We start from the raw sequence: 25,366 nt of genomic DNA, 5'->3' as shown, positions 1-25,366 counted from the left end.
ATCTATAGATAGGCTGATAGGCCGGGAAGTGAGGTGCCTTGCCGATGTCGTTGATGGCCGACCCGCCGGGAGCCGACCGGCTCTCCGTTCGTGTGCGCCGGAACACAGTCGGCGACCACGACGAGGCCCAGCGCAGCGGGTTCCTCGACGCGCTCGCGTCCGGCCGGTTGCCCTGGGAGGCCTACGCCGACCTGACCGCGCAGCACTGGTTCATCTACGAGGCGCTCGAGTCGGCCGCCACCACGATGGCCGACGACCCGGTGGTCGGCGCGTTTCTGTTTCCCGAGCTGCGCCGGCTCCCCGCGCTCGAGTCCGACCTGCGCTTCCTGTACGGGCCACGCTGGGCCGATCACCTGTTCGCGTTGCACGCCACGACCGTCTACTGCACCCGTTTGCGTGACGTGGCCCACCGCGCGGCCACGGGTTTCGTCGCCCACCAATACACGCGCTACATCGGTGATCTCTCCGGCGGCCAATATCTGGGCCCCGCGATCGCCCAGTCATACGGTTTGCCCGGCGCCGAGGGGCACCGCTTCTTCGTCTTCAACGGCGTCGACCCGATGGCCTTCAAGACGCACTATCGCGGCCTGCTCGACACGGCGCCCTGGTCCCTGGCCGAGCAGGATGAGTTCATCGCCGAGGTGGCCGAGGCGTACCGGCTCAACATCGCCGTGCTCGGCGAGCTGCAGAGTCGCTGGGGCTGATCAAAGGTCAAGGTCGAAGCAGGGGAGGCACGATGACCGATCCGTTCCCGCCCGAGGTGATCGATCAGATCGCCCGGCACATGAACGACGACCACGCCGACGACAACGTGCTGATCGTGCGGGCGCTCGGCGGCATGCCGACGGCCACGGCGGCCCGCATGTCCGGCCTGGACGCCGACGCGATGGAGTTCAAGGCGGTGGTCGACGGCATCGAGGTGCCCGTCCGCGTGCCGTTCTCCGAGCGGCTGACCGAGCGTCGGCAGGTGCGGGCCGAGGCCGTCCGGATGTATCGCGAGGCCTGCGCCGCCCTCGGGGTCGAGCCCCGCCACTGAGCACGCAAAAGCCCCTCGATCCCGCGCAAGGATCAAGGGGCTTTCCCGTACGAGGATCAGGCCGTGGTGCCGACCCCGGCCTCGGACCCGCCGCTCATGTCGGCCGGCGCGGCGCCCTCGGAGGTAGAGGCGGATGCGGCGCCCTCGGAGGCGGAGGCGGATGCGGCGCCGGAACCGGAGCCGCGGCTGCCCCGGCCACCGCGACGACGACGGCGACGAGGCCGGTCGGCGCCCTCGTCGTCATCGGACGAGAAGTCGTCGGAGCCGGAGTCGGAATCGGAGTCAGCCGAGCCGGCCTCGGGAGCCACCGCGGCGTCGCCGTCCGAGAACACCGGAGTGGCCACGCGACGACGGGACCTCGTACGGGCGGGGCGTTCCTCAGCCGTAGCCGAAGACGCGTCCTCAGAGACCGCAGCGTCGTCCGAAGTCACCTCGGGGGTCACGTCGGAGTCGACCCGCCGCCGGCGCCGCTGCCGCTTGGGCCGCTCGCTGTCGCCGCTCTCGGAGGAGGGGGCGGGGGAGTCGGAGCCGCCCCGCGACCGGCCGCCGCGCTCGCGCCCGCCGCGTCCGCCACCACCGGGCTCGCGACGACGACGGCTGCCGCCACCCAGGTCTTCCTCGACCTCGGCGGACAGGCCGGCCCGGCTGCGGTCGGCGGTCGGCAGCGTGCTCGTCACGTCGGTGGGGATGTCGAGGTCGCTGTAGAGCGCCGGGCTGGTGTGATACGTCTCGGGCGGCTGCGGCATGCTCAGGCCCATCGACTTGTCGATGAGGACCCAGCGCGGCATGTCCTCCCAGTCGACGAAGGTCACGGCGACGCCGGTTGCGCCCGCCCGGCCGGTGCGGCCGATGCGGTGCGTGTAGGTCTCGGGGTCTTCCGGGCAGTCGAAGTTGATCACGTGGGTGACGCCGGAGACGTCCAGGCCGCGGGCGGCGACGTCGGTGGCCACCAGCACGTCGATCTTGCCGCTGCGGAACGCGCGGAGGGCGCGCTCGCGGGCGCCCTGGTTGAGGTCGCCGTGCACCGCGGCCACCGCGAAACCGCGGAAGTCGAGGTCTTCGGCGAGCCGGTCGGCGGCCCGCTTGGTCCGCGTGAAGATCATCGTCAGGCCGCGGTCGCGCGCCTGCAGGATGCGCGCCACCATCTCGACCTTGTTGAGCGGGTGCGTGCGATAGACGACCTGCTTGGTCAGCGGCGACGGCCCGCTGTCGGCGGTGTGGCCGGCGTGGATCGTCACCGGGTGGCTCAGGAAGCGGCGCGACAGCGCGACGATCGGGTCGGGCATGGTCGCCGAGAAGAGCATGGTCTGCCGCTTCTCGGGGAGCATGGCCAGGATCTTCTCGACGTCGTCGAGGAAGCCCAGGTCGAGCATGCGGTCGGCCTCGTCGAGCACCAGCGCCTTGACCGAGTCGAGCTTGAGCTGCTTCTGCTTGGCCAGGTCGAGCAGGCGGCCGGGGGTGCCGACGAGGATCTCGACGCCCTTCTTCAGCGCGTCCACCTGCGGCTCGTACGCCACCCCGCCGTAGATCGGCAGCACGCGGACGCCCCGGGTGCTGCCCGCGGCGGCCAGGTCGCGCGCCACCTGCAGGCCCAGCTCGCGGGTGGGCACGACGATGAGCGCCTGGGGGCGGCCGTCGGCGCCCTCGCCGGGAGCCGTGACGCGCTCGAGGATGGGCAGGCCGAAGCCCAGGGTCTTGCCCGTGCCGGTGGGCGCCTGACCGATCAGGTCGGTGCCGCGCAGGGCGATCGGCAGGGCGTACTCCTGGATGGCGAAGGCCCGGTTGATGCCGGCCTTGGCCAGCGCTTCGACGGTCTCGGCCCGGACACCCAGCTCGGCAAAGGTGGGGCTGTCGGGACGGACGGGTGCGCGGTTGGTTACTGCTACCAGAGCGGGTTCGTTGTTCTCGATGTCGGTCATGAAGTTTTACGGGTGCCTCTCGTGGTGCGCCCGTGGGAAGTCTTGGGGCGCGGTGTGGATAGGGCGCGGGCCACACGCTGCTCAGTTTTTGCAGAGCGCAGCGGGCCGCACGCGCGGGTCGCCGCGGCGATCGGTGAAGATCGACGTCGACGGCAACGCCGCCAGTCTACCCGACGGGACGATCGTGCACCTCAGAGCGGACTTCAGAGCCGAAAGCACGCCGAGGACGCCCCCTGGCAGGGGCGCCCTCGGCGAATGGAGAACTATTTTCAGCGCGCGGTGAAACCGAACGGACGAGCGTTCGACTCAGCGATCTCCACGTACGCCACCTTGGCGATCGGGATGATCACCTTGCGGCCCTTCTCATCCGTGAGCGACAGCACGCTGTCCTTGGCCATCGCCTCGGCCACGGCCTGCTCAACCTCCGCCGGGGTCTGCGCGCTCTCGAGCACCAGCTCACGCGGCGTGTGCTGCACGCCGATCTTGACCTCCACGGGGCCCTCCCTTTTCGTGGCTCTTACCGTCGAAAAGGTTATCCGATTTCGGCCGGTGTTCCGCCGGATGCGCCGCCCTGGAGCGGGAAGCTGGCGATCCCGCGCCAGATAAGTGCAGCTACGAGCGCTTCGGCTTCAGCTTTAGGCGTACGCCGTCCGTTGGCCAGCCAGTACTGGGCGGACTGCCCGGCCGCCCCCACGAGGCCCGACGCGAGCAGCTGGGCGGCGTCCGAGCTCAGGTTGGTGTCCGAGATGATCGTGTCGGTGACGGCGGCGATGCAGCCCTGCTCCACCCGCTCGACGCGCTGACGCACCTGCGGGTCGTTGCGCAGGTCGCTCTCGAAGACGAGCCGGAACGCCTCGCTCTCGTGATCGACGAAGTCGAAGTACGCCCGTACGGCGCCCTTGACCCTGTCCTTGTTGTCGCTGGTGGCCAGCATGGCGTCGCGAACCTTGGCGATTATCGCGTCGCAGTGGGTGTCCAGCAGCGCCAGATAGAGCTCGAGCTTGCCCGGGAAGTGCTGGTAGAGCACCGGCTTGGAGACGCCGGCGCGCTCGGCGATGTCGTCCATCGCGGCGGCGTGATACCCGTGCGCGACGAAGACCTGCTGAGCGGCGGCCAGCAGCTGCTTGCGGCGCGCGGAGCGAGGCAGACGGGTGGGACGGGCCGTCTGAGCTCCGCCGGACGCAGCGGTCATGTCTGAGAACCTCCAGGGGGTCAGTACCCCGTTTTGCCGGCGCGGATTGCCCGGATCGGCGCGTGTTACTCCTCTGCAGCAATTGTCGCGACGCTGCAACTTATCGCCACTGCAAGCACACGGTAGCCTCAGCGGGGGCGAGCGAGGAGCACGCGGTGGATGAATCAGGGCATTCCGGCGACACTGGAGCCGCGGAGGGCGGCAACGGTGCCGATTCGCGTGACCGGGCCCGGGTGAACGGGTGGGCGACATCGGACAGCCCATGGTCCTATCAGGGGACTGGGGTCGAGACCGACGCCGACGTGCCGTCCTGGCGGCGTTCCGGGGGCGAGACGCGGTCGTTTCCGCGTAATCCGGCATTTCCGTCATCTGCCATGCCGCTGTCGAATCAGCCCGTTTCGGCCCAGCCCTCCTCGAGCATTCCCGCTCCCGCGCCCGCCCCGCCGGGCTTCGTCGACGCGAAACCGAGCGGCGAAATTCCCTCGTCCGGGGAACCCGCGCCGGGCTCCCGGTGGGACAGGTCGCGCTTCTCCGAGTTGCTGAGCCCGCTGACGCCACCCGAGCAGCCCCGCCCGGAACAGCCGCGCCAAGATCTGCCCCGGCCGGAACAGTCCCGTCAGGAGCAGTCCCGCGCCGATCTGCCGCGCCCGCAGCCCGCGCCGGCCTCGCCCGCCCCGCCGGCCCAGCCCACCCCGCGCGAGTCCGGCCTGGGCACGGGCGGCCTGCGGCCCGATCGCGAGCCCGGTCTGAGCACGGGCAGCCGCCGGCCTGACCGCGAGCCCGGCTTGGGCACGGGTGGCCTGCGGCCCGATCGCGAGCCCGGCCTGGGCAGCGGAAACCTGACCCCGGGCCTGCGCGCCTTCGACGTGCCCACCCCCAACAGCGCCCCGCCTTATCCGTACGAGGGTGACCTCGACGACCAGCCCCCGCCCCCGCCGCCGATCGTGCAGCAGCGCGCCGCCGTCCCGCTGGTGCGCCCGGCCACGCCCGGTGGCGGCCGCCGCGCCGACTGGGGCACGGCCGAGCACAGCACCACCGACCCCCGGCACGCGCTCAGCGGCGGCACCGGAGTCCAGGGCGTGCCCCGGGTGGCCTCCGACGAGCCCGGCCCGGCCCGCCCGGCCTACGACCCGTCGAGCTTCCCGCGCCGCCTCTCGTACGAACCACCCCCGCCGTACGAGGTGCCGAAGCCCTACGAACCGCCCGCCCCGGTCCCATCCCCGCCGGAGCCGTCGTCGTATTCGGGTTTCGGCGAGACCACCGCGCGCCTCGACCCCGCCGCCGAGCGTGGGCTGCCGCAGCGCGTTCCCGCGCAACCCGACGTGCCCAAGGGCGTACCGGAGCCGCCGCTCGTGGAAGCCACTGCCGAGACCCCCGCCCTCGCCCGGATCGCCACCCACCTGCGCCGCGGCGACGTGCTGCCCGTGCAGGAACGGCAGGAGGGCTTCGACGTGCAGGCGATCCTGGCCGCCGTGCGCGAGGTCGACGGGGTGCGCGACGCCTCCCTGCGCTCGACCCCGACCGGCGCGCACAGCCTGCGTCTCGACCTGGCCGAGGGCGCCGACCCGGCCGAGGTCAGCCGTCAGGTGGCCCGCCTGCTGCAGGATCGCATGGGCCTGGACGCGGCCATGCCCGGCGAGGCCCCGCCGCCCGCCGAGCCCCCGCTTGCCGCCGCCCCGGTCTCGCCGCCGGCCCTGGTGCCGCGGGTGCGCCAGGCCGAGCAGGTCTCGGCCCCGCCGGTGTCGCAGACCCCGCTGGCCGACAGCATCGCCCCCGAACGTGAGCGCGAGACCCGCGAGCGCGAGACCAGGGAACGCGAGACCAGGGAACGCGAAGCCCGGGAGCGTGAGATCAGGGAGGCCCGGGAGCGCGAGGCCCGCGATCGGCACGCCGACGCGGCCCGGCTCGTCCCCGAGGTCGACGAGTCGGCCGAGGTCGTGCCGACCGGTGTCGACTGCGGACCGCCCCGCCCGCTCTATCCCAACGAGCACCCCGGCCCGCGCGTGGTCATCGAGAACGTGCACGTCAACACGTTCGGCGCCGACGCCACGGTGGAGGTCAAGCTGGCCGTCGGCGGCCGGACGGCGTCCGGCACGGCCAGCGGGCCCGCGGTCGACGGCTATCTGCTGCGCCTGTGCGCGATGGCCACGGCCGGCGCCGTCGACGAGCTGCTGTCCCATTCCGATCATCCGGACGGCCCGGCCCGCTGCTTCGTCGAGCACGCCGCCGCCGTCCCGTTCGGGGCCGCCCAGGTCGCCGTCGTCGTGCTGCTGCTGTCGTGCGGCGGCTGGGTCGAGCAGCTGGCCGGCTCGGCCGTGGTGACCAGTGACGACCGGCATGCCATGGTGCGTGCCACTTTGGCCGCGGTGAACCGCCGGCTTGAGGCACTCTTGACCAGATGAAAGGCGCCATACTTTCCGCCGACAGCGCGCTGCTGCCGGAGGGCGAAGCACCAGCACCCTGGCCGGCTCGACGGGTCACCATCGGTGGGGCGATGCTCCACGTCCGGGACACCCCGGCGACCCGGCCCGACGCGGAGCCGGCCGTCTACGTGCACGGCCTCGGCGGGTCCTCGCAGAATTTCACCGACGTGGCGGGCCTGCTGGCCGACCGGTTCGACGGCCAGGCGGTCGACCTGCCCGGCTTCGGCTACAGCGACCCCAGCCCGCGCTATTCGATCCCGTCCTTCGCGTCCACGCTGATCGCCTATCTCGAGCACGACGGGCGGGGGCCGGTCCACCTGGTCGGCAACTCGCTCGGCGGCTCGATCGCGGTGCGCGCGGCCGCCCTGCGCCCCGATCTCGTCCGCACGCTGACGCTGATCTCCCCGGCGATGCCGTTCCTCGACGTCAGGCGTACGGCTCAGGCCCGGGCCTTGCCCCTGCTGGCGTTGCCCTATGCCGACCGGGTGCTCGGCTGGGCGTTCGCCCGGCTGACCGCCGAGGAGATGGCCGAGCAGGTGCTCGCCGCGTGTTTCGGCGACACCCGCAAGGTCACCCCGCAGCGGCGCGCCGAGGCGATGGAGGAGATCCGGCTGCGCTACACGGTGGCGCACTACCCGAAGGCGTACCTGGGCACTTTGCGCGGCCTGGTGTCGAGCTTCCTGCGGGCCTATCTGCCGGGCGAGAACTCGCAGTGGCGGCTGGCCGCGCGGGTGGAGGCGCCGACGGTGGTCATCGGCGGTCTCAACGACAAGCTGGTCGATCCGCGGGTGCCGGCCGTGGTGGCCCGGACGATCCCCGACTCGCGGCTGCTGATGCTGCCCGGGGTCGGCCACGTGGCCCAGATGGAGGTGCCGCGCCTGGTAGCCCGCGCGGTGGTGGGCATGCTGGACGAGGTCGGGTCGCCGGTTCCGCGATAGGGATCTCACAAGATCCATTGGGGCAGACACCGTTCAGCGGCATGTGCGACGCTGGCGGACGATGATCGACGAAGCCACGGCACCGCCCGCTCAGCTGGCGCCGACCGGACGCGACCGGTGGCGTACGTGGTGGTTGGTGGCTTTTGCCCTCGTCGTCCTCGTCGCCGGGGGCTTCGCGGTGGGCCGGCGCATCGAGCAGGGTGGCGCCGCTCCGGCCGCCGCGCCCACTGTGGTGGCCACGTCGTCGAGCGCCCCGGCTCCCGTTGTGGAAAGCGTGCCGACACCTACGCCATCGCCCACGCCCACGCCGACCGTCGAGCAAAGCGTGCTGCAATTGCCCGGCGCGGTGCCCGTCCGAGGTTCCGGCCAATTCTCGTACGCCACCTCGCGCGGCCCGGTCTTCGGCAGCCGGGGCGAGCTGCGGCGCTTCCGGGTGGCCGTCGAGAAGGGCAGCAACGAGAACCCGGAGGGGTTCGCCACCCAGGTCGCGAACACCCTCGGGGATCCGCGCAGCTGGATCGGCGGCGGTCAGGTGCGCCTGCAGCTGGTCAGCGGCGCGGACGCGGCCGACTTCACGGTCTTTCTGGCCACGCGGGACACGGCCGGGAAGATGTGCCTGCGGGGCGGCACCAACGTCAGCGTCGGCGGCCGCCCGTACACGTCGTGCCGCACCACCGGCAAAGCGATCATCAACCTCGACCGGTGGCGGCGCTCGGCCACCCCGTTCGTGAACGCCAAGGTTCCCCTGAGCACCTATCGGCAATACGTGATCAACCACGAGGTCGGTCACGAGCTGGGGCACCGGCACGAGGGCTGCCCCCGGGCGGGCGGTCCGGCCCCGGTCATGGTGCAGCAGACCTTGACGCTGCGCGGCTGCAAGGCGTACGCGTGGCCGCGCCTCAATGGGAAGATGTTGACCGGTCCGCGCCTGTGAACGGACGGGAAAATTCCCGTGTCCCGCATGTCGGGCCGGTGTCGAACGTCATGGCCGTTCAGCACGGTCGCGAGTGACAATGGTGACCGATCCTTACCGTCAACCCGGGGAGTTAACGTGGCACTGCCCCCGCTCGTCGAGCCGGCCGCAGAGCTGACCGTCGATGAGATCCGCCGTTATTCGCGGCACCTGATCATCCCGGATGTCGGGATGGACGGTCAGAAGCGGCTGAAGAACTCGAAGGTCCTGGTCGTCGGCGCGGGCGGCCTCGGTTCGCCGGCGCTGCTCTATCTCGCCGCCGCCGGTGTGGGCACGCTGGGCATCGTCGACTTCGACACGGTCGACGAGTCCAACCTGCAGCGCCAGATCATTCATGGCGTCTCCGACATCGACCGGCCCAAGGCCGAGTCCGCCGCGGACAGCATCCGCGAGGTCAACCCGCTGGTGAACGTGGTCATTCACAACACCGCGCTCGACGTCGACAACGTCAAAGAGATCTTCAGCCAGTACGACCTGATCGTCGACGGCACCGACAACTTCGCGACGCGTTACATGGTCAACGACGCCGCCGTGCTGCTCGGCAAGCCGTACGTCTGGGGTTCGATCTATCGCTTCGACGGCCAGGCGTCCGTCTTCTGGGAGGAGCACGGTCCCTGCTACCGCTGCCTCTACCCCGAGCCCCCGCCGCCCGGCATGGTGCCGAGCTGCGCCGAGGGTGGCGTGCTGGGCGTGCTCTGCGCGTCGATCGGCTCGATCCAGGTCAACGAGGCGATCAAGCTCCTCACCGGCATCGGTGAGCCGCTCGTCGGCCGTCTGATGGTCTACGACGCCCTCGAGATGGAGTATCGCAAGATCAAGGTTCGCAAGGACCCGAACTGCGCGCTCTGCGGTGACAACCCGACCGTCACCGACCTGCTCGAGGACTACGAGGACTTCTGCGGCGCGGTCTCGGCCGAGGCCGAGGAGGCCACGCTGAACGCCACGATCACGGCCCGCGAGCTCAAGGACTGGCAGGACTCGGGCAAGGACCTGTTCCTGGTCGACGTCCGCGAGCCGGCCGAGTGGGAGATCAACCGGATCCCGGGCGCGACCCTGATCCCCAAGGGCGAGATCCTCTCGGGCGAGGCGCTGTCGCGCTTCCCGCAAGACCGGCAGATCGTGCTGCACTGCAAGTCGGGCGTGCGTTCGGCCGAGGCGCTGGCGGCCATCAAGGCGGCCGGCTTCAAGGACGCCGTGCACCTTCAGGGCGGCATCGTCTCGTGGGTCAACACCATCGACCCCTCGCAGCCGTCGTACTGACCCGTTTCACGCTGGGGAGCCGCGCTGCGACTCCCCAGCGTCACGGAATCGGCACAGCGGTTTTCCGCAACGCGCTGTAGCGTCTGCATTCGTGGTAGATATCGACGCCGCGATCGGCTATGTCGTCGCCCACGGCGACCCCGTGGAGCGGGCCCGGCTGTCATATCTGCGCACCGGCCAGCCTCCCGATCCGCTCGTCATCGGGCGCATCACCGCCGATCAGTCCGAGGCCGGCGGCTGGTCCGCGTCGGCCGGCGCCCCCGTCGACTCGATCGACGCCACCTGCTTCCGGCTCAACGAGCTCGACGACCTGGGCGGCCTGCACGGCGAGCCCGTCGACCGGGCCCTGGCCTGGCTGGCCAGCGTGCAGCGCCGCGACGGCACGTGGCAGGAATCCGAGACGCTGGCCGCCGAGGCGCCGGCCTGGGCGATGCCGGGCGACCCCGAGGCCACGCTCTATCTGACCGCCGCCGCGGGTTTCTGGATGACCGTCGCCGAATACGAGGCGCACCCCCAGTTCGACGTGCCGGCACGCTACGGCCACACGATCGGCGCGGCCGCCCAGTGGGTGGTGGGCCGGCTTCACCCCGACGGCACGTGGCCGTCCTTCCTGGCCGCGGGCTGGCACGCCGCGGGTCTGCTCTACGGCGCGCAATATTTCTACGAGTCCGCCCGTGTGCAGCTGGTGCTGGGTGATCGCCTGCCCGACATGGAGCCGGCCGACATCGCCTCGATGGCCGCCGCGCTGCGCCGGATCAACCTCGGCGACGACTGGCTGCTGCAGAGCGCCCGCAAGCGGCTCGGCGAGACCCAGCGCACCGACGGCGGGTGGGACAGCGCCGAGGGGCCGAACTTCGACGTGAACACGACCCTGACCGTCTTGCGCGCCTGTCGCTGAGAGTCAACGGCTGCAACCGATTTGCACCCTTAAACAGCCGAAAGGCTACCGTACGGCTACCGGGTTGACGTAACGCAAAGTCACATAGGCCGTTGAGGGGCCGCTCACCGATGCGGCACAGTTCTCCGCAGGCCCAACCGGGCCGGGGCGAGACGAAGATCCGCTGGGCGATGAAGTCTGGTCGCCACAGTCCGGCGGGGAGTCAGTGGCGAAACCGGCGCTCTCCAACACTTCGCCAGGAGCGCCGAAGATGCGTAAGTCCACCAAGCGTGTAGCCGTCATCCTGACCACCCTCGCCGTGACCGGCGCCGCGAGCGCCGCCTGGGCGTCGTGGCTGGCCAACGGCGAGGGCAACGCCTACGCCCAGGCCGAGACGGCCCAGGAGCTCGTGATCAGCGAGGCCACCACCAGCGCGACGCTCTACCCGGGCGCGACCGGTGACGCCTTCATCAAGATCGAGAACCCGAACAAGTACCCGGTCGAGGTCACCACGATCAAGTGGGACCCGAGCGACGGCGCCAAGGGTGTCGGCGGCAAGGGCACCTGCAACAACACCGGCGTCTACTTCGGCGACTTCAGCGGCGGCCCGGTCGGCACGAACGGCCTGCTCGGCGGTCTGAAGCTGGACCTGGGCGCCGGCGAGACGAAGACCTTCACCCTCAAGAACGCCGTCCGCATGATCAACAACTCGGAGGACGGTTGCCAGGGCGCGACCATCAGCCTTCCGGTCAAGGTCACGGGCGCCAGCAACGCCGGCTGATCCCGGATTCGATCGACGGGGAGGCGTGGCTTTCGATGAGACTGTCTGCCGTGGCCGGAGCCGGCCTGCTCGCGGGGGCGCTGCTGCTCAACCCCGGTGCCGCCCAAGCGGCCTGGGACGCGAGCGCGAGCGCGACCGGCTCGGCCGCCGCGGTGGTGCTGCCGGCCATGCGGACCCCGACGGCCGAGGCGACCGGCACATCCGTACGCGTCGACTGGGCCACCTCGTCCGCGCCCGGTCTGCGCGGTTATCGGGTCACGCGAACTGACGCGACGACCGGGCGGACCGTGGCCGCCGAGCACGGCTGCTCCGGCGTGATCACCAAGACGCGATGCACCGAGCGTGGCGTGGCCGAGGGCAACTGGACCTACGCGGTCGTGGCGCTGGTCGGCGACGACTGGCGGTCCGCCGCGGGTGTCGCCGCCCCGGTGCGGATCAGCCGGCCTGTCGAGGCTCCCGAAGCACCGTCTGAACCCGCCCCGAAACCGACCACCCCGGCGCCGACCGTGAGCCCGGCACCGTCCGTCGAGCCCACGAGAACGCCGGATCCGGAGCCCGCCGAATCGCCCACGACAAAGCCGGTCGCGACCCCCTCGACGCCGGCCCCGTCAGCGACGACAGAGCCGGAGCCGGAACGGACGCCGTCGGAGTCGCCGCAGCCGAGCCTGGAGACCACGGCCGAGGCGACTCCGACGCCGTCACCCGCGGAGTCCTAGCGCGTCGTCACCGTCGAATGTGGCCGTTGCCCGTGACGATGTATTTCGTCGACGTCAGCTCGGGCAGGCCCATCGGCCCGCGGGCGTGCAGCTTCTGGGTGCTGATGCCAATCTCGGCGCCGAACCCGAACTCGCCCCCGTCGGTGAAGCGGGTGGACGCGTTCACCATGACCGCGGCCGCGTCGACCCGGGCCGTGAACCGCCGCGTGGCCGTCACCGACTCGCTCACGATCGCCTCGGTGTGCCCGGTGCCGTACTGCCGGATGTGGTCGAGCGCGTCGTCCAGCGAGTCGACGATCGCCACCGCCAGGTCGGCCGACAGATATTCGGTGCCCCAGTCCTCCTCGGTGGCCGGCACCACCTGCGAGTCGTACGCCACCACCTGCGGATCGCCGTGCACGGTCACCCCGGCCTCGAAGAGCGCGGGCAGCACCAGCGGCAGGAACCGGTCGGCGATCGCCGCGTGGACCAGCAGCGACTCGGCCGTGTTGCAGGTGGACAGCCGCTGCGTCTTCGAGTTGACCGTCACGGCCAGCGCCTTCTCCAGGTCGGCGTGCTCGTCCACATAGACGTGGCAGTTGCCGACCCCGGTCTCGATCACCGGCACGGTCGATTCCTCCACCACCGTACGGATGAGGGAAGCACCCCCACGCGGGATCAGCACGTCGACGAGGCCGCGCGCCCGCATCAGCTCCTTGACCGAGTCGCGCGTGGTCGCGTCGAGCAGCTGGATCGTGTCGGCCGGCAGCCGCGAATCGGCCACGGCCTTGCGCAGCACCGACACGATCGCCGCGTTGGAGCTGAGCGCCGAGCCCGACCCCCGCAGCAGCGCCGCGTTGCCCGACTTGAGGCAGATGCCCGCCGCGTCGGCCGTCACGTTGGGCCGGCCCTCGTAGATGATGCCGACGACGCCGAACGGCACCCGCACCTGCCGCAGCTCGAGCCCGTTGGCCAGCGTCGAGCCGCGCACCACGTCACCCACCGGGTCGGGCAGCGCCGCGAGTTCGCGCAGGCCCTGGGCCATCGCCTCGACCCGCGCCGGCGTCAGCGTGAGCCGGTCGATCATCGACTCGGACACCCCGGACGCGCGCGCGTTGGTCACGTCGACCTCGTTGGCCGCCACGATGTCGGCCGAGCGCTCGACCAGCCGGTCGGCCATCAGCTCCAGCGCGCGATCCTTCTCGGTGCGGGTGGCGGCGGCCAGGTCGATGGCGGCCACCCGCGCGTCGGCGGCCTGCTGCAGGACGGTCGTCATGGCGTACCCCAAAGGTTTTAAAGGAGGACGAGGTCGTCGCGGTGCACGACCTCACGTTCATATCCCGGCCCGAGGGCGGCGGCCAACTCGCCGGTGGTGCGCCCGAGCAGGGCGGGCAGCTCGATCGCATCGTAATTGACCAGGCCGCGGGCGACCGGCGCGCCCGAACCGGCGTCCACCAGGTCGACCGGGTCGCCGGCGGCGAACGAGCCGTCGACCGCGGTGATGCCGGCGGGCAGCAGCGATTTGCGGCGCGCGACCACCGCGGCCACCGCGCCCGGGTCGAGGTGGAGGCGGCCGCGCGGGGCGGTGGCGTGGGCGAGCCAGAAGAGCCGGGCCGCGGGACGGCTGTCGGCCGGCCGGAACAGCGTGCCGACCTCGTCGCCGCCCAGCGCCGCACCGGCCAGGGGAGCGGCGGTGAGCACGACCGGGATGCCGAAGCCGGTGGCTATCCGGGCCGCCTCGACCTTGGTCACCATGCCGCCCGTGCCGACCTTGGACTTGCTCGGCGTCGCGATGTTGACGCCCTCGAGATCAGAATCGGTTTCCACGTACGCGATCCGGCGCGACGACGGATTGGACGGGCTGCCCGTGTAGAGCGCGTCCACGTCGGAGAGCAGGACGAGCAGGTCGGCGTCGACCAGCGCGGCGACCAGGGCGGCGAGCCGGTCGTTGTCGCCGAAGCGGATCTCGTCGGTGGCCACCGTGTCGTTCTCGTTGACGATCGGCAGGGCGCCCAGATCGAGCAGTTTGCGCAGCGTCCGGTACGCGTTGCGATAGTGCGCGCGGCGGGTCACGTCGTCGGCGGTGAGCAGCACCTGGCCGACCTGCAGCCCGTGCCGCGCGAAGCCCGCCGCGTAGCGCCCGATCAGCAGCCCCTGCCCGACCGACGCGGCCGCCTGCTGGGTGGCCAGGTCGCGCGGCCGGCGGGTCAGGTTGAGCGGGGACAGGCCCGCGGCGATCGCGCCGCTCGAGACCAGCACCACCTCACGCCCGCCCGCGGCGAGCCCGCCGAGCACGTCGACCAACTCGTCGACGCGCTGCTCGTCGATCCCGCCGGAGGCCGTGGTCAGCGAGGACGAGCCCACCTTGACCACGATCCGGCGCGCTCCGGTCACCAGTTCACGCACCGGCCAATTGTGCTCGGGCGGGCCGACAGAACCGGGCCGAGATCCCATATCGTGGCCCGCGTGACACCACAGGAGTACGTCGAAGAGGTGCTTTCCCTCGTGGAGCGCATCCCCGAGGGGCGCGTGATGTCGTACGGTGCGATCGCCGACGCCCTGGCCGACGTCTCGGGACGCAACTCGGCCCGGCAGATCGGCACGATCATGGCCCGGCACGGCGGGGGCGTCCCCTGGCACCGGGTGGTCAACAGCTCGGGCCGCATGCCGCCGGGGCACGAGCAGGAGGCCCGGCAGCGCCTGCTGTCCGAGGGCGTCCCGCTGAAAGGGGAAAAGGTGGACATCGCCCGAGCCGGTTGGCAGCCCTGATGGAGCTCGGACAGCCCAGCCGCACGGCGATGAGCGCGGCCCGTTATCGCGCGGCCCACCAGATCCTCGAGGGCGGCCGGATCTTCACAGACCCCCTGGCCGTACGCATCCTGGGCGTCGACGAGCAGGAGCTGCCGGCAGACGCGCCCCGCCGGGGCATGCGCGTGTTCATCGCCGCCCGCCACCGTTTCGCCGAGGACGCCCTGGCCGCGGCGGTCGCGCGGGGCGTACGGGAAATGGTGGTGCTCGGCGCCGGGCTGGACACGTTCGCCTATCGCAATCCGCACCCCGGCCTGCGCGTCACCGAGGTCGACCACCCGGATACGCAGGCCTGGAAGCGGGACAGGCTGGCCGCGTCGGGCATCGCGCTCCCGCCGTCGGTGCGTTACCTCGGGGTCGACTTCGAGAAGGAGACGCTCGACCTGGCGCTGGACGGGCCGGTCTTCTTCCTGTGGCTGGGCGTGGTTCCCTATCTGACCCGCGAGGGGTTCGACGCGACGCTGGCCGTGACCGCCGCGCACGAGGGCAACGAGGTCGTCTTCGACTACGCCCAGCCGCCCGGGAAGATGCCCGCCGAGCGGCGCGAATGGCTCGAGGCCCGGGCCGCGCGGGTCGCCCGTCTGGGTGAACCGTGGCTGACGTATTTCGAGCCGCCCGAGATCGCGTCGCTGCTTCTTTCGTCGGGCTTCGACGAGATCGAGGATCTGGGGCCGGCCGAGCTGGCGTCGCGGTTCTTCGGCCGGGACGACGTTCCGCCCGGCACCGCGGGCGGGCACGTGCTCAGGGCGCGTCGGTCATCCCGATGAGGTAGGCCGCCCCGCGCATCTGGAACTCGAAGAAGCCCCGGCGGTCCTCCTCGACCGACGCGGTGAGCTGCCCGAACAGCTCGCCGCTGAGCGCGCCGCTCAGGTGCAGGAAGGCCGACAGCGCCGCCGCGACCAGCCTCGGGGTCGCGCCCGTCGTGTACCGCTCGGCGATCACGGCCAGCTCCTCGGCGTACCGGCCGGTGATCGGCGGGCGCTCGGTGAGCCGGCCGTTGGTGTAGGCGCTCTCGACCAGGCTCGCGATCAGCAGGATGACCCGGGTGGCGGGGCCGATGGTGTCCTGCGGCGCCTGATATCCGGGGACGGGGCTGCCGTAGATCAGCGCCCACTGGTGCGGGTCGTTCAAGGCCCATTCCCGTACGGCGTGTGCCATCCCTAGAAAGGCCGCGAGCTCGTCCGTTTTGTCCCGTGCGGCCTGCTCGGCCTGCTCGCCCACCGAGTTGTACGCGTCGATGATCAGCGCGGTCAGCAGCTCGTCGCGGCTCGCGAAGTACCGGTAGACCGCCGACGAGGCCATGCCCAGGTCACGGGCGACCGCGCGCAGCGACAGGTTGGCCCCGTCGGTGGCGAGGTGCCGGCGGGCCACGATCTTGATCTCTTCGGTCATCTCGGCCCGCACTCGGGCGCGTACTCCGGGGGCACTCATGCGACCAGTGTGTCACAACGAGAGCAGTGCTCTTGCTTTTCGCGTACGGGCGTGTAATCGTTGTTCTCAACAGAGAGCGGTGCTCACAAAGGAGAACAGCAATGTCGACCCACGTTATCGTCGGTTCGGGCCCGATCGGCTCCTCCATCGCCCGCCTGCACGCCTCGCGGGGCGATCGGGTCCGCATGATCACCCGCAGCGGCTCCGGCCCGTCGCACCCGCTGATCGAGCTCGTCGCCGCGGACGCCTCCGACGCGCGCCGGCTGACCGAGCTCACCCAGGGCGCGGCGACGCTCTACAACTGCGCGAACCCTCGCTACACGGAGTGGGAGAAGCTCTGGTTCCCGCTGAACGATGCGATGATCGCCGCGGCCAAGGCGGCCGGCGCGGTCTACGTGATCACCGGCAACCTCTACGTCTACGGCCCGCAGCCCGGCGGGCACATGACCGAGAACAGCCCGCTGGCCGCCGTCGGCCGCAAGGGCAAGGTACGGATCAAGATGTGGCGCGACGCCCTGGCCAGCGGCGTCCGCACGGTCGAGGTGCGCGGCTCCGACTACATCGGCGCGGGCGCGATCGGCGTCTTCGCGTTCAGCATCCTGCCCGCCCTCAAGGCCGGCCGGGCCGCCTGGGCGCCCGCCGACGTCGACCTGCCGCACAGCTTCACCTACACGGGTGACATGGCGAGCACGATGGTCTCCCTGGCCCACGACGAGCGGGCCTGGGGCAAGGCGTGGCACGCCCCGACCGCGCCGGCCGTCTCGATCCGGGAGATCGCCGACCGGTACACCGACCTGATCGGCAAGCCCCGCCTGACCATCCACAAGATGCCGCGCATCACGATGCGGGCGGCCGGCCTGGTCGCGCCGATGGCCCGCGAGCTGGCCGAGATGGACTACCAGTTCTACCGGCCGTTCCACCTGGACAGCTCGCTCACCGAGCGCACCTTCGGCCTGCAGCCCAGCCCGCTCGAGACCGGCATCCGCGAAACGGCCGACGACGCCGAGGCCATCGCCGCCCGCCGCATGTGACCAACGGTGTTCTGAGGGCGATGAACGGAGTCGGAATACCGACTGAATTAGGCGTTGGCATGAGGGGTGCCTCGGCTGACAACATGCTCCGCATGACCGCGTCGCTTCCGGAAATTTCTTGGCAGGGACTCGTCACTGGCCGACGCCAGGATCCGGAACCAGTACAGGTCAGAACCCCACTTCAGCAGTCCCACTCGGGTCTTAGCGGATCTTTCTCGGCCCTGGACACCGACGGCAACTGTTGGTGGATCAAGCCGAGTGGCCAGGGCGAGAAAGACTTCGCACTTGTTACCGAGTACGTGGTGGGCCGCGTCGGAGCACTTATAGGGGCACCTACGTGCAGGAACTCCGTCATGAGGATCGACGACGCACTGGCTGGCTGGGAGTTTGCGCCGGGCCGGTTGCTGCAAGCCGGACTTAGCCACGGCACCATCGAAGTGGATGCGGCAATTGAGGAGCGACCTATGCTCAGGTTCCGCAACCAGGACGACAATCGCCTTCGGCATGCGGGCATCTACGCGCTCTACGACTGGTGCTGGGGGTCCGATCAGCAGTGGCTGCACTCAACGTCCCAGCAGAACAGCGTCTTCAGCCACGATCATGGGTTCTTCCTGCCGCCAAGTGGCTGGCGATGGGATGCGGGGCAGCTGAGAGCGAAGGTCGATGAACCTCATCCGCTGCGGCAGGAGGTCGACGGCCTGCTCAGAGAGGACCTGTGGAGGTTCGCCGACGAGCTCGACAAGGTCGATAGGGCAGTGCTCCTGCCGATCCTGCTGCGTGTCCCCTCAGCGTGGCCGGCGACGGATACGGATCTCGAAACCTTGGGTTGGTTCTTGGAGCGACGTGCGGTGGCCGTCGCGTCGCGTCTGAGGGATCTACTCTGATCATGAAGGGAGGCAGCATGAGGTACGTCTACAGCGTGATCAAATACGTTCCGGTCCCGTCGACGGGAGAGTTCGTCAACGTCGGAGTCATCGCGGGCAGCGACGAAACTGGCGATTGGAGCCTGCGCAAGGCGGAGAATCCGCGACGAGCGCGCCTGTTCGGGACACTGGACAGCCTGAATGCTGTCGATGCTTTCATGAATGAACTAGGTAGTCAGTTGGATGGATTCACGCTGATGCAAAATTCCGATGTGTCGGAAGCTTGGCTCGCGGGAATGCAGCGACGATATCGCAATGTAGTCCAGTTGACCGCCCCGGCTCCGATAATTGCAGAATCCGCTGAAGATGCCTTGAATCTAATTTTTCCCAGGATGATTCTGGAGGAAGCGGGTGCGATGGACGTTGCATCGCGCTCGTATGCAACCAGGCAAAGAATCTTCTCGGAGCTCAAAGCCAGCTATCGGTGGGCGCAGATCGGTAGTCAGTTGGTCCGCGAGAGGACGCAGGTGGTCGCTAGCGGTATAGCGACGAACATGGACTTCGTCATTGGCAACGGCAAGGTCATCCAGTTGGCCCACACCTGGTCTTTCCAACTTAACTCGATCTCCGATGTATCTCGTGATGTCAAGTCTTGGGCGTTTGGACTCGAGCGACTCATTGATGGTGGTGGAGAAGTTGTGGGGGATGGTGCGGAGGTGCCGGCCAACACTCCTATTGAGGTGGTCTATGCTCCGCCCAAATCGCCGGCGCAGGAGAAGGCGTTCGCTGAGGCAATGCGTGTCTTCAATGATCTGAAGGTAATCGTACTTCCTCAGAGTGACGTCCGCCGAGTCGCTGACGATGCGCGTAAGCGCCTGCAGCAACATGGGGTTTCTGTCGACCTCATGTCGCCGTAATGGATTCCTCCAACATTCCGCTTAGAGCAACAGGCCGACGCCGTCGCGGCGGGGATCGCCCGCCGCGCCGGCCTGGCCGACCGCGGTAACGCCGCCGAAGTAGTGGTTGATCTCCGGCCACTGCTTGACGTGCCAGCCGGCCGCCGCCAGCGCCCCCAGCTCGTCCCGCGGATAGCCCGGTTCGGCGTGCACGGTCTCGTCGACGACGTGGAAGCGGGGCCGCGCGATCGCCTCGGTCATGTCCAGCCCGTCGACCAGCGTCCCGAGCAGCGTGTCGATCAGGGCCGTACGGATCCGGCTGGCCCCCGCCGACCCGGCCGCCACCGCGAGGTCGCCGTCCGGGTCGATCACTACGAGCGGGCACATGTTCGACGACATTCGCCGGCCGGGCGCCATGTCGCCGGTGACCAGCTCGCCCTCGCCGAGCATCGAGTTCAGGTTGATGCCGAGCCCCGGCAGCCACACCCCGGAGCCCAGCCCCAGCGTCGTCGTGATCACGCAGGCGTTGCCGTCGGCGTCCACCACCGAGACGTTGGTCGTGTCGCCGATCCGCTGCCGGCCCTGGTCGCGCAGCGCGGTGGCCAGGCCGACGGCCCGGCCGGGACGGGACAGGTCGGCCGGCAGGCCCGCGATCGTGTCGACCGTACGGCTCAGGTCGTGCCGGGCCAGCACCCGATGCCCGACCAGCGTGGCGTGGTCGACCGGGGTCTCCAGCACCCGATACCCGGCCAGGTCGCGGGGGCCGAGACAGCCACCTGCGGCCCGCACGGTGTCGACCAGGATCGCCGCGTAGTCCCCGGTGTAGAAGATCTCGGGCCCGGCCTCGGCCAGCCTGGTCAGCGCGCCCGCCAGTCCATCGTGGAACAGCCGGTCGCCTCTGCACAGCAGGCGATCGCCGGGCGTGTAGACCGCGGCGCCCTCGCCCCAGGCCAGCGCGGGCGCGCACGATTCCAGCGTCCGGGCGTGCGCGGCCGGCAGCGGGACCCCCTCGGCGGCCAGCGCGATCGCCGGCGCCACGACATCGGCCCACGGCAGCCGGCCCCAGCGCCGGTGCACCTCGCCGCAGCCGGCCGGCACGCCGGGCACCGCCACGCTGGCCCCGCCGATCGAATAGACCTGCGGCATGCCGCCGAAGAACACGTCGACCGCGACCATCGGGCCGGCCTCGCGGTCACCGTCGGTGCCCGGCACCGCCACGAAGAAGTCGAGACAGGTGACCTCGCCGCTGGCCGCGTCGAAGTAGGTGGCGAAGCCGCCGCCGCCCAGCCCGGTGTAGACCGTCTCGGTGGCGCAGCAGGCCAGCACCGCCGCGACCGCGGCGTCGGCCGCCGTTCCGCCCTCCCGCAGGGTCCGCAGCCCGGCCGCGGCCGTGGCCGGGTGACTGGCGGCGACCCCGGCCGCAACCTTTTTCATCTGGCGAAGCGTAGGCGGGATCCCATGATCGTGGTTACCATCCGCGTTCATGGCGACCGCTGATCCCACTCCCGAAGTACGGCCGGCGGCCGCCCTGCCTCGTCGTGTTTTGGCGGGATATTCGCTGGGTTCGCTGGTCACGGGCGCCTTCGGCACCGTGCCGGGTTTGCTCCTCCTGCCCTATCTGACCGATACGTTAGGTGTGGCGGCTGGCGTGGCGGGCCTGCTCGTGCTGCTGCCAAAGGCGTGGGACGTGCTGGTCAACCCCGTCGCCGGCCGGATCTCCGACCGCCGCGGCGACCGGCGGCCGTTCCTGCTCGGCGCGGGCCTGCTGCTGGCCGTGCTGTTCGCCGCGATCTTCGCCGGGCCGGTGAGCAGCGGGGCCGGCGCCGGCGCGTACGTCGCCCTCGCCTTCCTCGCCGCCGCCACCGCGTACGCCTTCTTCCAGGTGCCCTACGTCGCGATGCCGGCCGAGCTGACCGACGGCTACGCCGAGCGCACCCGCCTGATGACCTGGCGCGTCGCCGTGCTGGCCCTGGCCATCCTGATCTCGGGCGCGCTCGCCCCGCTGGTCGTCGAGCAGACCGGCGGCGGCCTGGCCGGGCATCGCTGGTCGGGCCTGTTCGTCGGCGCGCTCATCGTCGTCGGCACACTGGGTGTCTACTTCGGAACGCGCTCGGCCGAGTCCCGTACGGTCGAGGCGGTCGAACCCGACCTGCGGACCCAGCTGCGCGTCGCCGCCGCCAACCGTCCGTTCCGGGCACTGCTCCTCCTCTGGATCATCCAGGCGGTCGGGATCGGCACGATGCTCGCCGGCGTGCAGTACTTCGCCGACCACGTCGTCGAGCGCGACTCCGGCGCCACCTTCCTTTTCGCGGCCTTCGTCGGGCCGGCCCTGCTCGTCATGCCGCTCTGGACCCGGGTCGGCGGTCGCCTCGGCAAGCCGGTCGCGCTGGCGATCGGGTCGCTGCTTTTCGCGGTGGGCGCCCTGGCCCTGCTGAGCGCGCCCGCGCTGCCGCCGGTGGCCGTCTATCTGATCGTCGCGGTGATCGGGGCCGGTTACGCCGGGCAGCAGGTCTTCGCGATGGCGATGCTGCCGGACTGCATCGCCTACGACACCGAGCGCACCGGGCGGCGGCAGGCCGGCGTCTTCACCGGGCTCTGGACCGCGGGGGAGACCCTCGGACTCGCGCTCGGCCCCGGCCTCTACGCATTGGTGCTCCAGCTCTTCGGATACGTCTCGTCGTCGACCGGCGAGGCGGCCCGCCAGGACGACACCGCCCGCCTGGGTGTGCTGCTCGGTTTCACGGTCATTCCCGCCCTTCTGGTCGGCGCCGCGGTGGTGCTGCTGCGGGCTTATCGCGACGTCATTCGACACCCGTGAGCGCGGCCCGACCAGCTACTTAAGTACCGGGTCCTTCGGCGGTCCTCAGCCCGCCCGCCCTGGGATAGCGTGATCGGCATGTTGGAGGCGCTGCCCGAGAAGGGCGTCCCGGGGGAGCAGATCCTCGCCGAGCTGAGCGAGCTGCGATCGGCCGACCTGCCCACCCACGGCGGCCGGCTCTTCGCCTATGTCTACGACCCCGCGCTCGACGGGCTCGACGAGCTGGCCCGTCAGGCTCACGCGATCTCCGCCCACGTCAACGGCCTCGACCCGACCGCGTTCCCGTCCCTGCTGGCGATGGAAAATGCCCTGGTCGGCGCGGCGGCCCGGCTGCTCAACGGCGACGGCGGCACGGTCGGCAGCGTCACCAGCGGCGGCACCGAGTCGCTGATCCTGGCGGTCAAGGCGGCTCGCGATTCCCGGCCCGAGCTCGCCACCCCGCGTCTGGTCGTCCCGTCCACCGCCCACGCCGCGTTCGCCAAGGCCGCGCACTATCTGCGGGTCGCCCTCGACGTCGTGCCCGTCGGCGCTGATCTGCGCGCCGATCCAGCCGCGACAAGACAGATGATCGGGGAAGACACCGTCCTGGTCGCCGCCTCCGCGCCGTCCTACGCCCACGGCGTCGTCGACCCGATCCCCGAGCTGGCCGCGATCGCCGCCGAGCGGGGCGTGCGGTTCCATGTGGACGCCTGCTTCGGCGGCTGGGTGCTGCCCTATCTGCGCCGCCTCGGGGCCGACCTGCCCGCGTTCGACCTGGCCGTCCCCGGCGTCACGAGCATCTCGGTCGACCTGCACAAATACGCGTATGCGCCGAAGGGTGTCTCGGTCCTGCTGCACCGCGACGAGGCGCTGCGCCTCCCGCAATACTTCGCCTACGCGGGCTGGCCGGGCTACACGATGATCAATCCGATCGTCTCGTCCACCCGCTCCGGCGGCCCGATCGCCGCGGCCCTGGCCACCCTGCGCCACATCGGCGACGCGGGCTATCTCGAGCTGGCCGCCCGCACCCGCGATGCCGTCGCGACGCTGGCCGAGGCGGTGAACCAGACCGACGGCATACGCCTGTTCGCCCCGCCCGAGACGAGCGTCGTCTGCCTGGCCGCGGAGGGCGTCGACCTCTTCGTCCTGGCCGACGAGCTCGCCGCGCGCGGCTGGCACACCCAGCCCCAGATGGCGTACGGGGAAATGCCCGCAACCATCCATCTCACCGTGACCGCCGCTGTGGCCGGCACCGCCACCGATTTCGCGCCCGACCTCGCCGAGGCGGTGGCCGCCGCCCGGTCGAAAGGCCCGGCCGACCTGCCCGCCCCGCTGCTCGAGGCGGCCGCCGCGCTCACCCCCGAGCTGGTCACGCCCGAGCTGATCGCCGGCTTGGCCGAGGGGCTCGGGCTGGGCGGGGGCGACTTCACCCGCATGGCCGCGGTCAACTCGCTGCTCAACGTCGCCCCGCCCGCGCTGCGCGAGGCATTGCTCACGGGCTTTCTCAGCCTGCTCCAACGCCCGGCCGCGAACGGACGACAGGACCAGGCTGCGGCTGCCCCGAACAGCGTGACGGAGTAGGTTGACGTCGTGGCCGGTCTGCCAGGAGTGCTCGGGGAACCCATCCGGTTCGTGCTGAACTGGGGGCGGCGCTACTCGCTCTGGGTGTTCAACTTCGGGCTGGCGTGCTGCGCGATCGAGTTCATCGCGTCGAGCATGAGCCGCCACGACTTCATGCGCATGGGCGTCATCCCGTTCGCGCACGGCCCGCGTCAGGCCGATCTGATGGTCGTCTCGGGCACGGTCACCGACAAGATGGCCCCCGCGATCAAGCGGCTCTACGACCAGATGCCCGAGCCCAAATACGTGATCTCGTTCGGCTCCTGCGCGAACTGCGGCGGGCCGTATTGGGATTCGTATTCGGTGACCAAGGGCGTCGACCAGATCATTCCCGTCGACGTCTACGTGCCCGGCTGTCCGCCCCGGCCCGAGGCGCTGCTGCACGGCATCCTCCGCCTCCAGGAAAAGATCGCCGCCGAGCAGTCCGGCCCCGGCGGCGTGCCCCGGCCCGATCCGCTGGCGTTAACTGCCCCTTTGGTGACTCCGCCACGTGCAAGTGGGGACTAGTCTCCGCACTATGACGGACCAGTCGCGTGCCGACTTCATCATCGACGTTCTGACCAGGGAATTCGGCGAGTTGATCGCCATCGATCCGGCCGCCTTCCGGCGCAAGTTCCGCAAGATGGCCGCGTCGCCGTTCGCCTTCTACCGGGGCAGCGCGTCGCTGTTCTACGCCGACCTGTCCGGCACGTATGCCGACAACAGCTTCCTCGACGAGCGCACGAGCCGCGTCTGGATCCACGGCGACCTGCACGCCGAGAACTTCGGCACCTACATGAACGCGTCGGGGCATCTCGTCTTCAACGTCAACGACTTCGACGAGGCGTACGTGGGCCCGTTCTCCTGGGATCTCAAGCGCTTCGCGGCGAGCGTGGCCCTGATCGGCTACTCCAAGGCCCTCTCCGACGATCACATCACCGCGCTGGTCACCGGGTTCGCGCGCTCCTACATCACCGAGCTGCGGGCCATCGCGCTCGGCGGCGACGACGCGATCGGCTCGATCACCCTCGAGAACGCCGACGGGGCGCTGCGCCGCGTGCTGCAGGAGGCCCGGCTCAGCACCCGCATCGACCTGCTCGACGGCCAGACCACGATCGACGACTACGAGCGCCGGTTCGCCCTGGCCGACGGCGTGTTCGAGGTCGACGAGGCCACCCAGGCCGCGGTGCGGGAGGCGTTCGAGAAATACCTGCCGACGCTGCCCGAGAAGACCCGCCCGGTCTCGACCAACATCAAGGACATAAAGCTGCGCAAGGGCGTCGGCATCGGCTCGGCCGGCCTCCCGTCGTACAACCTGCTGCTCGAGGGGCACACCGAGGCGCTCGAGAACGACGTCATCATCTACATGAAGCAGGCGCAGGTGCCGGCCGTCGCCCGCTGGATCGACGACGAGCGCGTCCGGTCCTACTTCCAGCACCAGGGCCACCGTACGGCCGAGTCCCAGCACGCGCTGCAGGCGCACGCGGACCCGTGGGTCGGCTACACCACGCTCAACGGCGTGGGCCAGCTCGTCGCCGAGGTCTCGCCGTACGCGGCCGATCTGGACTGGGCCGACGTCAACGAGCCCGAGGAGCTGGCCGGGGTCATCGCCGACCTGGGCCGGGCCGTCGCCCGCATGCACTCGGTGGCCGACGACGAGTCCAGTCACGACCTGGTCGACTTCTCGACCGAGGAGGCGATCGTGGCCGTGATCGACAAGGACGAGGCCGGCTTCGTGCAACACCTGGTCGAGTTCGCCCACCGCTACGGCGACCAGGCCCGCGAGGATCACCAGGATTTCGTCGACGTCTTCCGGAACGGCCGTCTCACCGGGCTGTGACCGGCGA

At 70.5% G+C, this 25,366-nt stretch carries 25 protein-coding genes; 18 read left to right on the top strand and 7 right to left on the bottom strand.

Annotated features, from left to right (window positions below; genetic code table 11):
• Positions 1 to 44: 44 nt before the first annotated feature.
• Together JKJ07_RS22835 and JKJ07_RS22830 are read left to right on the top strand one after the other, a co-directional pair.
• Positions 45 to 704 (top strand): biliverdin-producing heme oxygenase, encoded by a 660-nt coding sequence (locus JKJ07_RS22835; protein ID WP_202993730.1) that lies wholly within the window; start codon positions 45 to 47, stop codon positions 702 to 704.
• Between the two features lie 32 nt (positions 705 to 736).
• Complete coding sequence (locus JKJ07_RS22830; RefSeq protein ID WP_202993729.1) at positions 737 to 1,036, top strand: DUF2470 domain-containing protein; 300 nt, start codon at positions 737 to 739, stop codon at positions 1,034 to 1,036.
• A 56-nt stretch (positions 1,037 to 1,092) separates the two neighbouring features.
• On the opposite strand, the gene JKJ07_RS22825 is transcribed toward JKJ07_RS22830, so the two are convergent.
• From JKJ07_RS22825 to JKJ07_RS22815, 3 genes are all read right to left on the bottom strand, one after another.
• The gene (locus tag JKJ07_RS22825) at positions 1,093 to 2,955 is read right to left on the bottom strand and encodes a DEAD/DEAH box helicase (RefSeq protein ID WP_202993728.1); all 1,863 of its coding nucleotides are present in this window, start codon (positions 2,953 to 2,955) and stop codon (positions 1,093 to 1,095) included.
• A gap of 269 nt (positions 2,956 to 3,224) precedes the next feature.
• Positions 3,225 to 3,449: a DUF3107 domain-containing protein gene (locus tag JKJ07_RS22820; protein ID WP_202993727.1), complete on the bottom strand. Its 225-nt coding sequence runs from the start codon at positions 3,447 to 3,449 to the stop codon at positions 3,225 to 3,227.
• A gap of 38 nt (positions 3,450 to 3,487) precedes the next feature.
• Positions 3,488 to 4,147, bottom strand: coding sequence for a TetR/AcrR family transcriptional regulator (locus JKJ07_RS22815; protein WP_202993726.1), 660 nt, complete (start codon positions 4,145 to 4,147; stop codon positions 3,488 to 3,490).
• 374 nt (positions 4,148 to 4,521) lie between these two features.
• On the opposite strand from JKJ07_RS22815, the gene JKJ07_RS22810 reads away from it, so the two are divergent.
• From JKJ07_RS22810 to JKJ07_RS22780, 7 genes are all read left to right on the top strand, one after another.
• Complete coding sequence (locus JKJ07_RS22810) at positions 4,522 to 6,549, top strand: Daple (RefSeq protein ID WP_202993725.1); 2,028 nt, start codon at positions 4,522 to 4,524, stop codon at positions 6,547 to 6,549.
• Positions 6,546 to 7,508 (top strand): alpha/beta fold hydrolase, encoded by a 963-nt coding sequence (locus tag JKJ07_RS22805; protein WP_202993724.1) that lies wholly within the window; start codon positions 6,546 to 6,548, stop codon positions 7,506 to 7,508. The genes JKJ07_RS22810 and JKJ07_RS22805 overlap by 4 nt, the downstream gene beginning before the upstream one ends.
• 61 nt (positions 7,509 to 7,569) lie before the next feature.
• A complete protein-coding gene (locus JKJ07_RS22800) occupies positions 7,570 to 8,442 on the top strand; it encodes a DUF3152 domain-containing protein (protein ID WP_202993723.1) in 873 nt (290 codons plus the stop codon).
• 117 nt (positions 8,443 to 8,559) lie between these two features.
• Positions 8,560 to 9,741, top strand: coding sequence for an adenylyltransferase/sulfurtransferase MoeZ (gene moeZ / locus JKJ07_RS22795; RefSeq protein WP_202993722.1), 1,182 nt, complete (start codon positions 8,560 to 8,562; stop codon positions 9,739 to 9,741).
• Positions 9,742 to 9,832: 91 nt separating this feature from the next.
• Positions 9,833 to 10,639, top strand: a complete 807-nt coding sequence (locus JKJ07_RS22790; RefSeq protein WP_202993721.1) for a prenyltransferase/squalene oxidase repeat-containing protein — start codon at positions 9,833 to 9,835, stop codon at positions 10,637 to 10,639.
• A gap of 250 nt (positions 10,640 to 10,889) precedes the next feature.
• The gene (locus tag JKJ07_RS22785; RefSeq protein WP_202993720.1) at positions 10,890 to 11,399 is read left to right on the top strand and encodes a hypothetical protein; all 510 of its coding nucleotides are present in this window, start codon (positions 10,890 to 10,892) and stop codon (positions 11,397 to 11,399) included.
• 35 nt (positions 11,400 to 11,434) lie between these two features.
• Positions 11,435 to 12,115, top strand: a complete 681-nt coding sequence (locus JKJ07_RS22780; protein ID WP_202993719.1) for a hypothetical protein — start codon at positions 11,435 to 11,437, stop codon at positions 12,113 to 12,115.
• Between the two features lie 7 nt (positions 12,116 to 12,122).
• Here JKJ07_RS22780 and JKJ07_RS22775 read toward each other — a convergent pair whose 3' ends face one another.
• Together JKJ07_RS22775 and proB are read right to left on the bottom strand one after the other, a co-directional pair.
• Positions 12,123 to 13,370, bottom strand: a complete 1,248-nt coding sequence (locus tag JKJ07_RS22775; protein WP_202993718.1) for a glutamate-5-semialdehyde dehydrogenase — start codon at positions 13,368 to 13,370, stop codon at positions 12,123 to 12,125.
• Between the two features lie 17 nt (positions 13,371 to 13,387).
• On the bottom strand, positions 13,388 to 14,548 hold the full coding sequence (gene proB, locus JKJ07_RS22770) for a glutamate 5-kinase (protein WP_202993717.1): 1,161 nt from the start codon (positions 14,546 to 14,548) through the stop codon (positions 13,388 to 13,390).
• A gap of 12 nt (positions 14,549 to 14,560) precedes the next feature.
• On the opposite strand from proB, the gene JKJ07_RS22765 reads away from it, so the two are divergent.
• Positions 14,561 to 14,863, top strand: a complete 303-nt coding sequence (locus tag JKJ07_RS22765) for an MGMT family protein (protein WP_202993716.1) — start codon at positions 14,561 to 14,563, stop codon at positions 14,861 to 14,863.
• Entirely contained in the window at positions 14,863 to 15,669 is an 807-nt protein-coding gene (locus tag JKJ07_RS22760; protein WP_202993715.1) for a class I SAM-dependent methyltransferase, read from the top strand. Before JKJ07_RS22765 ends, JKJ07_RS22760 begins: the two co-directional genes overlap by 1 nt.
• On the opposite strand, the gene JKJ07_RS22755 is transcribed toward JKJ07_RS22760, so the two are convergent.
• Positions 15,644 to 16,333, bottom strand: a complete 690-nt coding sequence (locus JKJ07_RS22755) for a TetR/AcrR family transcriptional regulator (protein WP_202993714.1) — start codon at positions 16,331 to 16,333, stop codon at positions 15,644 to 15,646. The genes JKJ07_RS22760 and JKJ07_RS22755 overlap by 26 nt on opposite strands.
• Positions 16,334 to 16,434: 101 nt before the next feature.
• Here JKJ07_RS22755 and JKJ07_RS22750 point away from each other — a divergent pair, with 101 nt between their 5' ends.
• The 3 genes from JKJ07_RS22750 to JKJ07_RS22740 all read left to right on the top strand — a co-directional run bounded on the left by JKJ07_RS22750 (position 16,435) and on the right by JKJ07_RS22740 (position 19,144).
• Positions 16,435 to 17,364 carry a Rossmann-fold NAD(P)-binding domain-containing protein gene (locus JKJ07_RS22750; RefSeq protein WP_202993713.1) on the top strand — a complete coding sequence of 310 codons (930 nt, stop codon included), beginning with the start codon at positions 16,435 to 16,437 and terminating at the stop codon, positions 17,362 to 17,364.
• 353 nt (positions 17,365 to 17,717) lie between these two features.
• Complete coding sequence (locus JKJ07_RS22745) at positions 17,718 to 18,248, top strand: hypothetical protein (RefSeq protein WP_202993712.1); 531 nt, start codon at positions 17,718 to 17,720, stop codon at positions 18,246 to 18,248.
• A gap of 17 nt (positions 18,249 to 18,265) precedes the next feature.
• Positions 18,266 to 19,144, top strand: a complete 879-nt coding sequence (locus JKJ07_RS22740; RefSeq protein ID WP_202993711.1) for a DUF3037 domain-containing protein — start codon at positions 18,266 to 18,268, stop codon at positions 19,142 to 19,144.
• Positions 19,145 to 19,165: 21 nt separating this feature from the next.
• Here JKJ07_RS22740 and JKJ07_RS22735 read toward each other — a convergent pair whose 3' ends face one another.
• Positions 19,166 to 20,557, bottom strand: coding sequence for a gamma-glutamyltransferase (locus tag JKJ07_RS22735; protein WP_202993710.1), 1,392 nt, complete (start codon positions 20,555 to 20,557; stop codon positions 19,166 to 19,168).
• A gap of 49 nt (positions 20,558 to 20,606) precedes the next feature.
• On the opposite strand from JKJ07_RS22735, the gene JKJ07_RS22730 reads away from it, so the two are divergent.
• From JKJ07_RS22730 to JKJ07_RS22715, 4 genes are all read left to right on the top strand, one after another.
• Complete coding sequence (locus tag JKJ07_RS22730) at positions 20,607 to 21,941, top strand: MFS transporter (RefSeq protein ID WP_202993709.1); 1,335 nt, start codon at positions 20,607 to 20,609, stop codon at positions 21,939 to 21,941.
• A gap of 78 nt (positions 21,942 to 22,019) precedes the next feature.
• A complete protein-coding gene (locus JKJ07_RS22725) occupies positions 22,020 to 23,501 on the top strand; it encodes a pyridoxal phosphate-dependent decarboxylase family protein (RefSeq protein WP_202993708.1) in 1,482 nt (493 codons plus the stop codon).
• Between the two features lie 9 nt (positions 23,502 to 23,510).
• The gene (locus JKJ07_RS22720) at positions 23,511 to 24,047 is read left to right on the top strand and encodes an NADH-quinone oxidoreductase subunit B (RefSeq protein WP_202993707.1); all 537 of its coding nucleotides are present in this window, start codon (positions 23,511 to 23,513) and stop codon (positions 24,045 to 24,047) included.
• Positions 24,048 to 24,057: 10 nt separating this feature from the next.
• On the top strand, positions 24,058 to 25,359 hold the full coding sequence (locus tag JKJ07_RS22715; protein WP_202993706.1) for a DUF2252 domain-containing protein: 1,302 nt from the start codon (positions 24,058 to 24,060) through the stop codon (positions 25,357 to 25,359).
• Positions 25,360 to 25,366: the final 7 nt, after the last annotated feature.

Source organism: Paractinoplanes lichenicola (assembly GCF_016785085.1).
GTDB lineage: Bacteria > Actinomycetota > Actinomycetes > Mycobacteriales > Micromonosporaceae > Actinoplanes > Actinoplanes lichenicola.
The sequence above is the reverse complement of the archived record's forward strand: the minus strand, read 5'-3'. Positions and strand labels throughout refer to the sequence as shown.